This is a genomic window from Roseateles sp. UC29_93, assembly GCF_042695725.1.
GTDB classification, from domain to species: domain Bacteria; phylum Pseudomonadota; class Gammaproteobacteria; order Burkholderiales; family Burkholderiaceae_C; genus Roseateles; species Roseateles noduli_A.
The window spans coordinates 21,108-35,798 of the sequence record NZ_CP170545.1 but is presented as its reverse complement, the minus strand read 5'-3'; the positions used below and the strand labels follow the sequence as shown (position 1 = coordinate 35,798).

Annotated in this window: 11 protein-coding genes and 1 pseudogene; 5 read left to right on the top strand and 7 right to left on the bottom strand. The window is 69.0% G+C overall.

What is annotated here, in order from left to right; all coding sequences use genetic code 11:
- Window positions 1-24 precede the first annotated feature (24 nt).
- Window positions 25-1,107: a WD40/YVTN/BNR-like repeat-containing protein gene (locus ACFJIX_RS00155; RefSeq protein WP_377156854.1), complete on the top strand. Its 1,083-nt coding sequence runs from the start codon at window positions 25-27 to the stop codon at window positions 1,105-1,107.
- A gap of 42 nt (window positions 1,108-1,149) precedes the next feature.
- Here the strand turns inward: ACFJIX_RS00155 and ACFJIX_RS00150 are convergent, their stop codons facing one another.
- Together ACFJIX_RS00150 and ACFJIX_RS00145 are read right to left on the bottom strand one after the other, a co-directional pair.
- Entirely contained in the window at window positions 1,150-1,845 is a 696-nt protein-coding gene (locus tag ACFJIX_RS00150) for a pseudouridine synthase (protein ID WP_377156853.1), read from the bottom strand.
- Window positions 1,846-2,140: 295 nt separating this feature from the next.
- Window positions 2,141-2,596 carry a YchJ family protein gene (locus ACFJIX_RS00145; protein WP_377156851.1) on the bottom strand — a complete coding sequence of 152 codons (456 nt, stop codon included), beginning with the start codon at window positions 2,594-2,596 and terminating at the stop codon, window positions 2,141-2,143.
- Between the two features lie 37 nt (window positions 2,597-2,633).
- Between ACFJIX_RS00145 and ACFJIX_RS00140 the strand changes: the two genes are divergently transcribed.
- The 3 genes from ACFJIX_RS00140 (at window position 2,634) to ACFJIX_RS00130 (ending at window position 6,845) form a co-directional block, all read left to right on the top strand.
- Entirely contained in the window at window positions 2,634-5,066 is a 2,433-nt protein-coding gene (locus ACFJIX_RS00140) for a UvrD-helicase domain-containing protein (protein WP_377156849.1), read from the top strand.
- Between the two features lie 187 nt (window positions 5,067-5,253).
- Entirely contained in the window at window positions 5,254-5,574 is a 321-nt protein-coding gene (locus ACFJIX_RS00135; RefSeq protein WP_377156847.1) for a helix-turn-helix transcriptional regulator, read from the top strand.
- Window positions 5,571-6,845, top strand: coding sequence for a HipA domain-containing protein (locus ACFJIX_RS00130; protein ID WP_377156846.1), 1,275 nt, complete (start codon window positions 5,571-5,573; stop codon window positions 6,843-6,845). The genes ACFJIX_RS00135 and ACFJIX_RS00130 overlap by 4 nt, the downstream gene beginning before the upstream one ends.
- Before the next feature lies 1 nt (window position 6,846).
- Here the strand turns inward: ACFJIX_RS00130 and ACFJIX_RS00125 are convergent, their stop codons facing one another.
- From ACFJIX_RS00125 to ACFJIX_RS00105, 5 genes and pseudogenes are all read right to left on the bottom strand, one after another.
- Window positions 6,847-8,598, bottom strand: coding sequence for a PhoX family protein (locus ACFJIX_RS00125; RefSeq protein WP_377156845.1), 1,752 nt, complete (start codon window positions 8,596-8,598; stop codon window positions 6,847-6,849).
- Window positions 8,585-9,070 (bottom strand): annotated as a pseudogene (locus ACFJIX_RS00120) (alkaline phosphatase PhoX); the annotation flags it as partial. The pseudogene ACFJIX_RS00120 and the gene ACFJIX_RS00125, both read right to left, overlap by 14 nt.
- Window positions 9,071-9,322: 252 nt before the next feature.
- Window positions 9,323-10,162 (bottom strand): BPSS1780 family membrane protein, encoded by an 840-nt coding sequence (locus tag ACFJIX_RS00115; RefSeq protein ID WP_377156843.1) that lies wholly within the window; start codon window positions 10,160-10,162, stop codon window positions 9,323-9,325.
- Window positions 10,159-11,142 carry a homoserine kinase gene (locus ACFJIX_RS00110; RefSeq protein ID WP_377156841.1) on the bottom strand — a complete coding sequence of 328 codons (984 nt, stop codon included), beginning with the start codon at window positions 11,140-11,142 and terminating at the stop codon, window positions 10,159-10,161. The genes ACFJIX_RS00115 and ACFJIX_RS00110 overlap by 4 nt, the downstream gene beginning before the upstream one ends.
- A gap of 54 nt (window positions 11,143-11,196) precedes the next feature.
- Window positions 11,197-11,541: a hypothetical protein gene (locus tag ACFJIX_RS00105; protein WP_377156840.1), complete on the bottom strand. Its 345-nt coding sequence runs from the start codon at window positions 11,539-11,541 to the stop codon at window positions 11,197-11,199.
- Between the two features lie 113 nt (window positions 11,542-11,654).
- Here ACFJIX_RS00105 and polA point away from each other — a divergent pair, with 113 nt between their 5' ends.
- Window positions 11,655-14,432, top strand: a complete 2,778-nt coding sequence (gene polA / locus ACFJIX_RS00100; protein WP_377156838.1) for a DNA polymerase I — start codon at window positions 11,655-11,657, stop codon at window positions 14,430-14,432.
- The last annotated feature ends 259 nt before the right edge of the window (window positions 14,433-14,691 follow it).

The window sequence follows — 14,691 nt, the reverse complement described above, 5'->3', positions numbered from 1 at the left end:
GCCAGCCATCGCAAGGAGACACCGATGACCACCACCGCCTGGGCCGCGACCCGCAAGGGCCTTTTCGAACTCCGGAACGATCCTGCCAACGGCGGATGGTCGATCGGCCGCCACAGCTTCGTGGGGGACCCCGTCAGCATGGTGCTGCCCGCGCCACAGGGCGGCGGACGGATGTTCGCCGCGCTCAATCTCGGGCACTTCGGGGCCAAGCTGCAGGCGTCGGACGACGGCGGCATCACCTGGCGCGAACTCACGGCACCGGCTTTCCCCGAGCAGCCGGAAGGCGCCGAAGGCCCGCCCTGGAAGCTTCAGCAGGTCTGGGCCCTGGAGCGCGGCGGCGACGGGCGGCTGTGGGCCGGGACCATCCCCGGAGGCCTCTTCGTCAGCGACGACCAGGGCGAGACCTGGCGGCTCGTCGAGACGCTGTGGCACATGCCCGAGCGGCTGGGCTGGTTCGGCGGCGGCTACGACGCGCCGGGCATCCATTCGATCAACGTCGATCCGCGTGATCCGAAGCGGCTGCTGCTCGGCATCTCCTGCGGTGGCGCGTGGCGCAGCGAGGACGGCGGCACGACCTGGCACATCAGCGCCAAGGGCATGCGCGCCGACTTCCTGCCGCCCGAACAGCAGGGCGAGGAAAACACACAGGATCCGCACCGCATCGTCGCCAGCACGGCGGATCCGGACGTGCTCTGGTGCCAGCATCACAACGGCGTCTGGCGCTCGGTCGACGGCGGCGCCAACTGGGGCGAGATCAAGCCGCCGCTGTCGGGCTTCGGCTTCGCGGTGGCCGCGCATGCGGGGGATCCCGGCACGGCGTGGTTCGTGCCCGGCATCAAGGACGAGAAGCGCCTGCCCGTCGACGGCGCGCTGGTGGTGAACCGCACGCGCGACGGCGGCAAGACCTTCGAGACGCTGCGCAACGGCCTGCCGCAGGCGCATTGCTACGACCTCGTCTACCGCCACGGTCTGGCCGCGCACGACGACGGCCAACGTCTGCTGATGGGCAGCACGACCGGCAACCTGTGGGCCACGGACGATGCCGGCGACTGCTGGTTGCTGGTGTCCGGGCACCTGCCGCCGATCTACGCGGTGCGCTTCGGCTGAGGTGGCCCTGTCGCGTTCCGCGGCGGCTCCCGCATCAGAGGTTCAGAGGAACGGCGCCCACTCCGGGCCGGGCGGCGCTTCGAGCTCGAGCCCGGCGCCCGTGACCGGATGCGTCAGCGTCAGCCGCTGCGCGTGGAGCCACAGACGCTGCCGACCGAAGTGCGCCGCGAGCGTGCGGTTGAGTGGCCCCTTGCCATGGTTGGCATCGCCGACGATCGGATGCGCGAGGTGCTTCAGATGCCGGCGGATCTGGTGGCGCCGTCCCTGCACCGGCTCGCAGGCGAGCAAGGCGAGCCGCGTCGTCGCGAAGCGCGGATCGGTGGCGACCGGGACCTCATGCCGCCGCAGGCAGGACCACTCGGTGTGCGCGTCCAGGTGCGGCTGGCCCGTGGAGGCCAGCTCCGGATCGCGCGCCAGCGGATGGTCGATGACCCCGGCATCGCCGGCGGGCCAGCCGCGCACGAGCGCCAGGTAGCGCTTGCGGGTGCGGCGCTCGGCCAGCGCCTGGCCGAGCAGGCTCGCCACCTCGGCGCTCAGCGCGAAGACCAGCACGCCCGAGGTGCCGCGGTCCAGTCGATGCGCCGGCCAGACAGGCCGACCCAGCTGATCGCGCAGTCGCTGCAGGGCGGCGTCCTCTTCATGGGCGTCGATCGCGGTGCGGTGCACGAGCAGCCCGGCCGGCTTGTCGATCACCGCGAGGTGGTCGTCCAGATGGAGGAGCGGAAGGGCAGGTGTCATCGCTGAAGGGGACGGTGTGCGCACGCCTGGAGCGCTTTTTGCCCTCTTTCCCGTTTGGGGGAGAGGACAGCCACAGGGTGGTTCGCCAAAATCCTGTCATGTCGACTGTCCATCATCGCAGCAGGCATTCCGCGCCATCGGTGGTCGGTGGCGTGATCCCCCTCGGTCCGCACGCACAGTCGCCAGCAGGAGTTCGCCATGCCTCAGGAATTTCACATCGGTCACCGGTCCTTCCTGGACCGGTTCGTCCTGGTCTTGGGCAGGGTGGTGCGGCGCACGCCGGCCGTGCGGCTGGTCAGTCGATCTGGCCGTCCACATACAGCCACGCCCCGTGCTCCCGCACGAAACGGCTGACCTCGTGCATGCGGTGCGCGCGCCCGCCGACCTTGCTGCGCGCGATGAACGCCACCGTCTCGTGGTCCGCGTCCTGGCGCGTGTGCTGACGCACCTCCAGGCCCAACCACTTCAGGTCCCGTTCCCCTCGATCGAGCGACGCGGGACGGGTGCTCGGATGCCAGGTCGCGAGCAGGTACTCGATCAGATCCATCGTGTAGGCCGTGTACCGCGAGCGCATCAGCGCCTGCGCGTCCGCCGCGATGAGCGCGCCGCTCTCGGCGAAGGCCCGGTGCAGGGCCCCGCAGCACGATGCATACGGGAGCTTGCTGCCGCAGGCGCACAGGGCCACCTCTGATCCCGCCCGGGTGTTCCTGCCTGCCGTGTTCGCCGCGGTCTTCGATTTTTCTGTCTTCATGAGGGCAGCATGATGCCAGCCTCTCTAGAATGGCTGGATGAATTCCCAGGATTTCGGCGACGAGCGCCCGACCCCGCCGCAGGAGGACCTGTTCACGCCGCGCGCGCCGCGCGGCCTGCTGGACAACCTCAACCCCGAGCAGTACGCCGCGGTGACGCTGGGGCAGGAGCCCGCGCTGATCCTCGCCGGCGCCGGCTCGGGCAAGACGCGCGTGCTGACGACGCGCATCGCCTGGCTGATGAGCCAGGGCCATGCGACGCCGGCCTCGGTGTTGGCGGTGACCTTCACCAACAAGGCCGCCAAGGAGATGGTCACGCGCCTGTCCGCGATGCTGCCGGTGAACGTGCGCGGCATGTGGATCGGGACCTTCCACGGCCTGTGCAACCGCTTCCTGCGCGCGCACTGGAAACTGGCCGGCTTGCCGCAAGGTTTCCAGATCCTGGACTCGGGCGACACGCTGTCCGCGGTCAAGCGCGTCATCAAGGCGATGAAGCTCGACGAGGAGCGCTTCGTTCCCAAGCAGGTCTCCTGGTACATCGCCGGCGCGAAAGAGGACGGCATGCGTCCCAAGGACATCGACCTGCGCGATGAGCAGACCCGCAAGCTGGTCGAGATCTACCAGGCCTACCAGGACCAGTGCGAACGCGAGGGCGTCGTCGACTTCGCCGAGCTGATGCTGCGCTCGTTCGAGCTGATGCGCGACAACCAGGCCGTGCGCGAGCACTACCAGCGCCGCTTCCAGTACGTGCTGGTCGACGAGTTCCAGGACACCAACAAGCTGCAGTACGCGTGGCTGAAGATGTTCGCGCCGCCCGGGCGCGGGCAGGGCGTGTTCGCGGTCGGCGACGACGATCAGAGCATCTACGCCTTCCGCGGCGCGCGCGTGGGCAACATGGCCGACTTCGAGCGCGAGTACCGCGTGCGCCAGGTCGTGAAGCTGGAGCAGAACTACCGCAGCTTCGGCAACATCCTGGACGCGGCCAATGCGCTGATCAGCAACAACAGCCGGCGCCTGGGCAAGAACCTGCGCACCGAGGCCGGTCCCGGCGAGCCGGTGCGCGTGCACGAGGCCAGCAGCGATTTCGCCGAGGCGCAATGGCTGCTGGAGGAGGCGCAGGCGCTGCACCGCCAGGGGCTGGAGCGCAAGGAGATCGCGGTGCTCTACCGCAGCAACGCGCAGTCGCGGGTGATCGAATCGGCGCTGTTCAACGCCGGCATCCCGTACCGCGTGTACGGCGGCCTGCGCTTCTTCGAGCGCGCCGAGGTGAAGCACGCGCTGGCCTACCTGCGCCTGATCGAGAACCCCAACGACGACACCAGCTTCCTGCGCGTCGTCAACTTCCCGGCGCGCGGCATCGGCGCGCGCACCATCGAGCAGCTGCAGGACGCGGCGCGTCCGAGCGGGCGCTCGCTGGTGCAGAGCATCGGCGCGGTCGGCGGTCGCGGCGGCGCGAGCCTGGCGGGCTTCGTCGGCCTGATCGACGCGATGCGCGAGGCCACGGCCGGGCTCACGCTGCGCGAGATCATCGAACACATCATCGAACACTCCGGCCTGACGGCGTTCTACCGCGCCGAGAAGGAAGGCGAGGACCGGCTGGAGAACCTGGGCGAACTGGTCAACGCCGCCGAGGCCTTCGTGACGCAGGAGGGCTTCGGCAAGGACGCGGTGGCGCTGCCGGTGGACGAGCACTCGCCCGGCGCGATCGCGGACGGGCTGCCGGCGGCGGTCGCCCCGGCCGCGCCCGCCACGCCGGACGCGGAGACCGGCGAGATCATGTCGCCGCTGGCGGCGTTCCTGACGCATGCCTCGCTGGAAGCCGGCGACAACCAGGCGCAGGCCGGCCAGGACGCGATCCAGCTGATGACGGTGCACTCGGCCAAGGGCCTGGAGTTCGACGCGGTGTTCATCACCGGCATGGAAGAAGGTTTGTTCCCGCACGAGAACTCGCTGTCCGACTCGGACGGGCTGGAGGAAGAGCGCCGGCTGATGTACGTCGCGATCACGCGCGCGCGTCAGCGGCTGTACATCAGCTTCTGCCAGACGCGGATGCTGCACGGCCAGACCCGCTACAACATCAAGAGCCGCTTCATGGAGGAGCTGCCCGAGGAGACGCTGAAGTGGTTGACGCCGCGCAACCAGGGCTTCGGCTCCGGCTTCGCGCGGGACTACCAGCAGGCGTGGCAGCGCGGCTCGGGGCTGAAGTCGATGGTGGGTGCGGGTCGCGTCGATCCGTCCGCGTTCCCGCAGGCGCCGGTGCCCAGCGCGATGAAGCAGTCAGCGGCCGAGAAGACCGGCAACGAACACGGTGGGCTGCGCGTCGGCAAGGGCGTGTTCCACAACAAGTTCGGCGAGGGCGTGCTGCTCACGCTGGAAGGCACGGGACCGGACGCGCGCGCGCAGGTCAACTTCGGCCGGCACGGCACGAAGTGGCTGGCGCTCAGCGTCGCCAAGCTCACGCCGATCGATTGAGGCGGTGACCGTCGGAACGGTGTTCAGGGACGAGACCTGAACGATTGAGCGGACATCGTACGGAGCACGCCGGTGGGCGTGTCTCCAGGCGCAGAATGGGCGGTGAGCGATAAAGATTCCAGCAAACAGGAATCACGATTGCCCGGGAGGGAGATCCGGCGAATACGTCTTTGATCCTGGAATCTCCATGCGCACTGTTGTACCGATTGATCCCCCCGACGACCCGATGGTCGAGGACGCGCTGGCGCTGGGCGCCGCCGTCCGCGCCGCGCGCACCACGGCGAGGCTGCCGCTGGTCGAAGCCGCCGAGGCGCTGGGCATGTCGCGCCAGACGCTGATCAACATCGAGACCGGCCAGGGCGGCGTCAGCCTGTCCACCGTGCTCAAGGCGGCGAGGGCGCTCGGCGTGAGTCTGTTCGCCGTGCCGTCGCAGCAGCGGGAGGTCGTCAGACGCGCGATCCGCACCGCACGCGACTCGAAGTTCTCCGACCTGGATGACGATGCATGAACGGTCTGGAGGTCTGGCTCGACGAGCATGAAGTGGGCTGGCTGAGAGCGGCCGATGCGCCGTTGGGGCAGACGGAGTCGCCGCGCAGGCTGTCGCTGGCTTACCTCGAACGATGGACCTCGGAAGTGCTGGCCTTTCCGCTGGCACCGTCGCTGCCGATGCCGCCGCGCGGCGGACCGGGCAGCGAGTCCACGGCGGACGCCGTGCTCGCGTTCTTCGATCATCTGCTGCCCGCCGGAGACGCCCGGTCGCGGACCTTCGCCGCGCTGGGACTGAGCGCCGACGACTGCTTCGGCGCGATGCGCCTCATGGGGCGGGATCTGGCCGGCGCGGTGCGGCTGATCGCGGACGGGCTTCAACGACCGGCAGGGCCGGTGCAACGGGCGATCGCACGCGACGAACTGTCGGAGCGCCTCCGCCATCGCGATGAGCTGCCCTTCGCCGTCTGGGACGGACAGGTGCGGGGCGCGCTCGGTGGGGAGCGGGACAAGCTCGCGGTCTACGTCGAGCGGGACGGCGGCTGGCACTTCGTCGACGGACCGCAGATGGCGTCGACGCACGTGTTGAAGCCGGCGCCTGAGGCTCAGGGATCGGGCGATCAGCCCTTCAACGAATTCTTCTGCATGCGACTCGCCGCGCGCGTGGGCCTGGACGTGGCGCCGGTGCAGCTGCATCGCGTGCCGGAACCGGTGCTGCTGGTCGAGCGCTTCGATCGGCAGCGGCTCGAGGACGGCCGCGTGCGGCGCCTGCATGCGATCAGCGCCTGTCAGGCGCTCGGCGTGCCGCCAGCTGATCGGGATGGGGTGTCACTGGCGCAGCTCTTCTCGCTGTTGGCGCACAGCCCCACGCCGCTGGTCGACAGCCGCGCGCTGCTGCGCTGGACGATGTTCCGCCAGCTCATCGGCAGCGATGGCTCGGGGGCGAAGGACCTGTCGTTCTTCGTCGATCACGGGGGGTTGCGCGTGGCGCCGGCGCATGGCTTCGCCTGCGGCACCCATGATGCCCGTGGCGCCCATGGCGACCATGGCGCCCACAACGCGCGCGCATTTGATGCGCAGGCTTGGGCCGACTTCGCGCGCGACTGCGACATCGCGCCCCGCAGCATCACGCTGGAATTGAAACGCCTGTGCGAGCTGGTGCGCGCACAGGCGGAAGTGGTGGCCGAAGAACTCGCAGTCGAGGCGCCGCGGCCCGTGATCGAGGGCCTGCTCGGTCGGATCCTCGGCGAGAGCGACCGTCAGGCCGCCCTCGCGTCGGACATCGCCCGCTAGATCAGATCCCGATCTCGCCGCCGTCCTTGCGGGTGATGACCACCGTCGCGGAACGCGGACGCTTCTTCACCGTCGGGTCGGCCTGGTTGGCCGGCCAGTAGCTGCCGAAGGTCTTCGCGTTCCAGTCCGGCGTGGTTTCCTCGCCCGGGTGCTGGACGTTGAAGAACAGCGTCTTGGCGTCCGGCGTCATGGCGATGCCGGTGATCTCGCACTCCTTCGGGCCGACCAGGAAGCGGCGCAGGGTGTCCGAGGTCGCCTTGGCGCCCGCGCGGGTCTGCGTGCCGCCGGCGGCCGTGGCCACGCCGCCGTCGCCGACCTTGCCCGGCAGCGCCGCCAGCATCATGCAGTTGGTGATGTCGGTGTAGGCGCCGTCATCGGTCTGGATCCACAACATGCCGCGCTTGTCGAAGTACAGGCCGTCGGGGCTGGAGAAGTCGTTGCTGTCCGCCAGCGCCGACAGGTTGACGTCCGCGGCCGCATCGGCCTGCGCGCCGAACAGGTAGACATCCCACGTCAGCTTGGTGACGTCCGCCGCATCTTCCTTCCAGCGGATGATGTGACCGTTGGGGTTGCCCTTCTGCGAGGTCGTGCCCTTGAGATCCTCGTAGTAGCGCGGGTTCGCGGCGTCCGGCTTGAGCTGGTTGCCGGTCGGGGTCGCGGTGTTGGCCACGCGGTTGCTGTTGTTGGTCAGCGTCATGTAGATCTCGCCGTTGGTCGGGTGCACCGCACCCCACTCCGGACGATCCATCTTCGTGGCGCCGACGATGTCGCCCGCGATGCGCGCGTTGATCAGCACGTCGCCCTGGTCGGCGAAGGCGTAGGTCGCGTTGGCGGCGTCCAGGCCGTTCTTGCCGAAGCTCAGCTCGACCCAGGTGCCGCTGCCGTCGGCGTTGAACTTGGCCACGTAGAGCGTGCCTTCGTCCAGGTACTTGGCGCCGGCGGCCATGCCCTTGCCGACGTCGGCCGCATCCCAGTTGGCCTTGGAGACGAACTTGTAGATGTACTCGTTGCGCGAGTCGTCGCCCATGTAGATGACGATCGGCTTGCCGGCGACGGCCTCGGCGGGCCAGGCGCCTTCATGGTTGAAGCGGCCCAGCGCGGTGCGCTTGGCGGGGACGGAGTCCGGCGCGAACGGATCGATCTCGACCACCCAGCCGAAGGTGTTGATCGTGTTGCGGTAGTCGGCGGTCGCGGCGGCGCCGGTGACCGACGAGTTCCAGCGCGCGAAGAGGTCGGCGGTGCCGGCCGTTTCCCACAGGTAGGGGCTCTTGCGGTTCTGCGGCAGGCCGTAGCGGTTGAGACTGGCCACGTCCTTGGCGCTGCGCTGCGCGTCGTCGCCGGCGGCACGGCTGATCACGTTGAGGTAGTTCTCCTCGCAGGTCAGGTAGGTGCCCCACGGGGTGTAGCCGTTGGCGCAGTTGTTGTTGGTGCCGCGGGTCTGGACAGCCGTCGGGCTGAACAGCGTCTGCAGCTGGACGTTGCCCTTGGCCGGGCCGGTGATGTCCATCGTCGTGGCCGAGGTCACGCGGCGGTTGTAGCGCGAGCCGCGCACCATGCTCATGCCGGTGCCCGTGGCGTCGCGCTTGACTTCGACCACGGAGATGCCGTGGGCGTAGATTTCCTTCTCGACCTCGGTGGCGTTGCGCGCGGCGCCGGCGGCGCGGCCGGCCGGGGTGCAGGCCGTACGGGGCGACGACGTACTCGTGGTTGACGGCCAGCAGGCCGCGGTCCGAGCGCTTGGCGTCGAAGGCACCGGCGTCGCTCAGGCCGAACCAGTACATGCCGTCGTGACCGTCGCCGACACGGCGGTTGTAGGACTCGGCCGATTCGGAACCGTCGTCCTGCCAGGACGTGTCGCCGAAGTGCAGCGGGTCGCCCAGCGCGTGCAGGATGCTGACGTTGTAGCCGTCGGCCACGGTCACCAGGTCGTTCTTGTTCTTGGCGACGGCGGTGAAGCCGATCTTCAGCGGGGCCGGCTGCGGCGCCGGGGCGGGCGCGGGGGCCGGCGCGGGCGAATCGTCGCTGCTGCCGCAGGCGCTCAGGATCGAGCCGCCCAGGAGCGCGGACGCCGCCGTGGTGATGCCGCCCTTGAGGGCGACGCGCCGCGACAGACGTGCGGCGAGGATGTCATCGAAATGCGGGTTGGCGGACGGATTGAGGACCGCGTCCTCGTCGTACTCGTTGATGCTGTCTTGGCTGGCAACGATGTCGTGCTGCTTGCTCATTCGTGAAGGCTCCGCTGCAATGGAAAGGCGGGCGGATTCTGCGAAGAGCAAGTGACGGTGACGTGAAAAAGCCGTTAGCAATTCCTTCGACGCATGTCCGTGCGAATGGCGAAGCAATGACCGGGGATGCGACGGGCAGGCGCCGAGGCAAGCGCAGAGGCAAGACCCGGCACCTGCTTTCAGGTGACGTCGGGCGATCTGCGTCCAGGTCTGCGCTCAGGGCTGGGTTCGGGACTGCGTTCAGACCTGTGTTCAGGCCGGCGTGACCGGCGTCTCGGGCAGGTCTTTCGGTGCGCCGAACATGAAGCAGTCGATGAAGGTGAAGTACAGCGAGCAGTAGAACGCCGTCGTCAGGATCATCGCCAGCGGCACGAGCAGGAAGGGCAGCAGGTTGGCCAGGCCGAGCAGCATGCCGACGATGGTCAGCACCATCGTCGCGCCGAAGGTCAGGCCGACCCAGACCAGGCCCGACAGCGCGAAGGCGCCCTTGTTGCGCCACACCCCCAGCGTGCTGGAGAAGAGGGCCTGCAGCACGCCCTGGCCGCCCCAGTGGATCAGCGCCGGCGCGTGCCAGAACGGGATCGAGATCAGGCCCGTCAGCAGCAGCCGCAGGCCGATGCCGGTGGTCAGCGAGGGATCGGCGATGGTGGCCTCGATCGCCTTCTGATCGGGCTTGGCGGCGCTGCCCGCCGCGGCCACCTGCTCGACCGCGCGCACCAGGGCGCCGCCGTCCAGCCAGTGCGCCAGGAACATCACGGCGATCGTGCTGACCGCGTAGAGCAGGCCGAGGATCAACTGGTCGCGGCGCCGTTCCTTGGTCAGCTGCAGCGGCTGCGCGAAGACGGCGGCCGTCGGCGTATGCGACTGCAGCACCTGGTGCGACGCCAGCATGAAGGACAGCGACACCAGCGGCAGCGCCGCCAGCACGACCAGTTGACCCAGCAGCGGCACCAGCTGCAGCACCGACGAGACCAGCAGGAACACGGCGAACAGCCCGATCAGCGCGATCGGCTTGCGCCGCAGCACCTTCAGCCCGTGGCGCACCCAGAGCAGGCCGTTGCGCGGCGGGACCGTTTGCAGGTGCAGGATCATGACAAGGACTCCAGCGCATGCCAGGGCCTGGCGATGCGCTCGCGCAGGACGCGCTCGAAATGGGTGGGATCGTGGGGTTTGAGGAGGCTGGCCTCGCGCGGCAGGTGGAAGTCCCACAGCCGCGAGATCCAGAAGCGCAGCGCCGCCGCGCGCAGCAGGCCGGGCAGCAGGCGGTGCTCGGCACCGGTGAGCGGGCGCACCGACTCGTAGGTCTTGACGAAGGCGCCGGCGCGCTGCTCGTCGAGGCGGCCGCTGTCCAGGTCGATGCACCAGTCGTTCAGGCAGACGCAGAGGTCGAACAGGAAGCTGTCGACGCCGGCGAAGTAGAAGTCGAAGAAGCCGCTGAGCTTCTCGCGCCCGGGCAGGCCGTCGAACATCACGTTGTCGCGGAACAGGTCCGCGTGGACGGGGCCGCGTGGCAGCGCCGCGGCGCCGGGAGCGAGCTGCTCCTGGAAGGCCAGTTCGGCGCTCAGCAGCGCGGCCTGTTCGGGCGTCAGATGCGGCAGCACGACGGGCACCGTCTCACGCCACCACGGCAGGCCGCGCAGGTTGTCCTGGTGCAGCGGGAAGTCCTGGCCGGCCAGATGCATCCGGGCGAGCCCGGCGCCGACCTGCTCGCAATGGAACACGTCCGGGGCCAGCTGATGCCCGCCACGCAGCTTGTCCACGACCGCCGCCGGCTTGCCGGCCACGGTGTGCAGGATGCGGTCCTGCGCGTCGGGCTGCGGCGCGGGCACCGGCACGCCCTTGCGCGCGAGGTGCCGCATCAGCTCCAGGTAGAACGGCAGTTGCTCGAAGCTCAGGCGCTCGAAGATCGTCAGCACGTACTCGTGCTGCTCGCCGCCGCGCGTCGTGGTGACGAAGTAGTTGGTGTTCTCGATACCGGCAGTGATCCCCTTGAGCGATTGCAGTTCGCCCAGGGCCAGCGTGTCCAGCAGCGCTTGCGCCTGCTCGGTCGAGACGTCGGTGAATACGGCCATGAAAAGGAAAAAGAACGGACCGGGGGCCGACCGCGGCGGATCAGCCTCGACGGGTCAGAAATTGAAGAGGCGCCAGACCCGCGCGCCCGCGTTGCCGCGGTCGTCGCCCTGGCGGGTGGGGAGGTCGCGACCGGTGTCGCCGAGCAGGATCTCGTACTCGGGCGCCTTGCTGTCCTTGTTCTTGACCACGACCTTTTGGGTCAGGCCCCTCACCCGGGTCTCCTCGATGCGGACCTTGTCGTCTTCGTTGACGAGCTGTTCGACCTTCACCTCGGGCACGTCGCGGAACTTCGCGGGCTCGGCGGGGGCCGGGACCGGAGCCGGCGCGTCGGCCGCGTGAGCCTGGAACGCGAAGGCGGCCAGGACGGCGAACAGAGGGGCGAGGCGGGTGGTTTTCATGGTGGAGCCGATTCTAAGGCTCGCCCCAGGAAAACCCCGCCCCCCGGGCGAGTGCCGATTGAAGTCCCGGTCTCCTGCCAGTCCGGGCGCCGCGCGCCTGCAACAATGTCGGGATGAGCAAACCTCTGATGCTGCTGGTCGACGGGTCCAGCTACCTCTACCGCGCGTTCCATGCCATGCCCGACCTGCGCGGTCCCGGCGGGCAGCCCACCGGTGCCATCCACGGCATGGTGGCCATGCTGAAGAAGCTGCGCGACGACTACGGCGCCGAACATGCCGCCTGCGTCTTCGATGCGTCCGGCCCGACCTTCCGCGACGAGTGGTACCCCGACTACAAGGCCCAGCGCGCGCCGATGCCCGACGCGCTGCGCGAGCAGATCGAGCCGATCCACGAGGTGGTGAAGCTGCTGGGCTGGCCCGTCCTGACGGTGCCCGGCGTCGAGGCCGACGACTGCATCGGCACGCTCTCGCGGGTGGCGGCGCAGGCGGGCCACCAGGTGGTGATCTCGACCGGCGACAAGGACCTGGCGCAGCTGGTGACGCCGGACGTCACGCTGATCAACACGATGAGCAACGAGAAGCTGGACGAGGCCGGCGTGCTGGCCAAGTTCGGCGTGCCGCCGGATCGCATCATCGACTACCTGACCCTGATGGGCGACACGGTGGACAACGTGCCCGGCGTCGAGAAGGTCGGCCCGAAGACCGCCGCCAAGTGGATCGCCGAGCACGGCTCGCTGGACGGCGTGATCGCCCACGCGGACCAGATCAAGGGCGTCGCCGGCGAGAACCTGCGCAAGGCGCTGGACTGGCTGCCGATGGGACGCAAGCTGGTGACGGTCAAGGTCGACTGCGACCTGTGCGTGCACGTCGCGGGCTGGCCGGCGCTGGAGGCGCTGGCCTTCAACCCGGTCGACGAAGCCGGCCTGCTGGACTTCTACACGCGCAACGGCTTTAAGACCTGGAAGCGCGACCTCGAAGGCAAGCTCGGCGGCGAGGCGCCCAAGCGTGCCGCGCCGGAAGCGGACCTCGGTGCCGCGCGCCCGACCGATCCCTATGCCGAGGCCCAGCATCCGGCGATCCCCGTCGACAAGCGCTACGAGACCATCGTCGACAGGTCCCGGCTCGACGCCTGGATCGAGCAGCTGAACGCCGCCGAACTGGCCGCCTTCGACACCGAGACCGACTCGCTGGATCCGATGCAGGCGCGCATCGTCGGCATCAGCTTCAGCGTGAAGCCGGGCGAGGCCGCCTACATCCCGATCCGCCACGACGGCCCGGACGCGCCCGAGCAACTGCCGATGGACGAGGTGCTCGCGAAGCTCAAGCCCTGGCTCGAGGATCCGCTGAAGAAGAAGGTCGCGCAGAACGTCAAGTACGACACCCACGTGCTGGCCAACCACGGCATCGCGGTCCAGGGGACCGCCTTCGACACGATGCTGGAGAGCTACGTGCTGGAGGCGCATCGCAGCCACGGCCTGGAGGCCCTGGCCGATCGCGTGCTGGGCCGCAAGGGCCTGAGCTACGAGGACCTGTGCGGCAAGGGCGCGCACCAGATCCCGTTCGCGCAGGTCGAGGTGGCGAAGGCGTCGGAGTACTCCTGCGAGGACTCCGAGATGTGCCTGCACGTGCACCAGACGCTGATGCCGCGCCTGGAGGCCGACGCCGGCCTGAAGTTCATCTACGAGCAGATCGAGATGCCGGTGTCGGCGCTGCTGGCGCGGATCGAGCGCACCGGTGTGCTGATCGATGCCGGTCGGCTGCAGGCGCAGAGCGCCGACCTCGGTCAGCGCATGGTGGCGGCGGAGCAGGCGGCTTACGAGATCGCGGGGCAGCCGTTCAACATCGGCTCGCCCAAGCAGATCGGCGAGATCCTGTTCAACCGGCTCGGCCTGCCCGTGGTGAAGCGCACCGCGACCGGCGCGCCGTCGACGGACGAGGAGGTGCTCGAGAAGCTGTCCGCGGACTTCCCGCTGCCGGCCAAGATCCTCGAGTACCGCGCGCTGTCCAAGCTCAAGAGCACCTACACGGACAAGCTGCCGTTGATGGTCAACGCCCGGACGGGCCGCGTGCACACGACCTACTCGCAGGCCGTGGCGGTGACGGGACGCCTGTCCAGCAACGAGCCCAACCTGCAGAACATCCCCATCCGCACGGCCGATGGTCGCCGCGTGCGCGAGGCCTTCATCGCGCCGACGGGACATCACATCGTGTCGGCGGACTATTCGCAGATCGAGCTGCGGATCATGGCGCACATGAGCGAGGACCCGGGCCTGCTGAAGGCGTTCCAGGAAGGGCAGGACGTGCACCGCGCGACGGCGGCCGAGGTCTTCGGCGGCGGCCTGGATGCCGTCACGCCCGAGCAGCGGCGCTATGCGAAGACGATCAACTTCGGTCTGATCTACGGCATGGGCGCGTTCGGGCTGGCGCAGTCGCTGGGCATCGAGCAGAAGGCGGCGAAGGACTACATCGACCGCTACTTCACGCGTTTCGCTGGCGTGCGGAGCTACATGGACGACACGAAGCAGTTCGCCAAGGAGAAGGGCTATGTCGAGACCGTCTTCGGGCGACGTCTGTGGCTGCCGGAGATCAACTCGGGCAATGGTCCGCGCCGCAGCGGCGCCGAGCGTCAGGCGATCAACGCGCCGATGCAGGGCACGGCCGCCGACTTGATCAAGCTGGCGATGATTGCCGTGCAGCAGGCGCTGGACGAGCAGGGCAAGAAGACGAAGATCGTCATGCAGGTGCACGACGAACTGGTCTTCGAGGTGCCGGACGAGGAACTGGACTGGGTGAAGTCCGAGGTGCCGACGCTGATGGCCGGCGTCGCCGCGCTGAAGGTGCCGCTGCTGGCCGAAGTTGGCGTCGGCGCCAACTGGGACGAGGCGCACTGACTGCCACGGTCGCTGGCCCTCACCCCTCCCTCTCCCGCAAGCGGGAGAGGGGGCAAGAAGGACGCCGCATGGCTCCTCTTCCGCAGGCCTCGACGCATCGCGGACTCCGGGGCGGGCCCCAGGCCGTTGGCGCATTGAGCCTCCAAAAAACTGACTGGGGCGCCGTCTGTCCGAGCACAGCGAACCGCAGGTGAGCGGCGCGAGTTGGCGCCCCCCGCGAGATGCGCCAACGGCCTGGGGCCCGCCCCGGAGTCCGTTG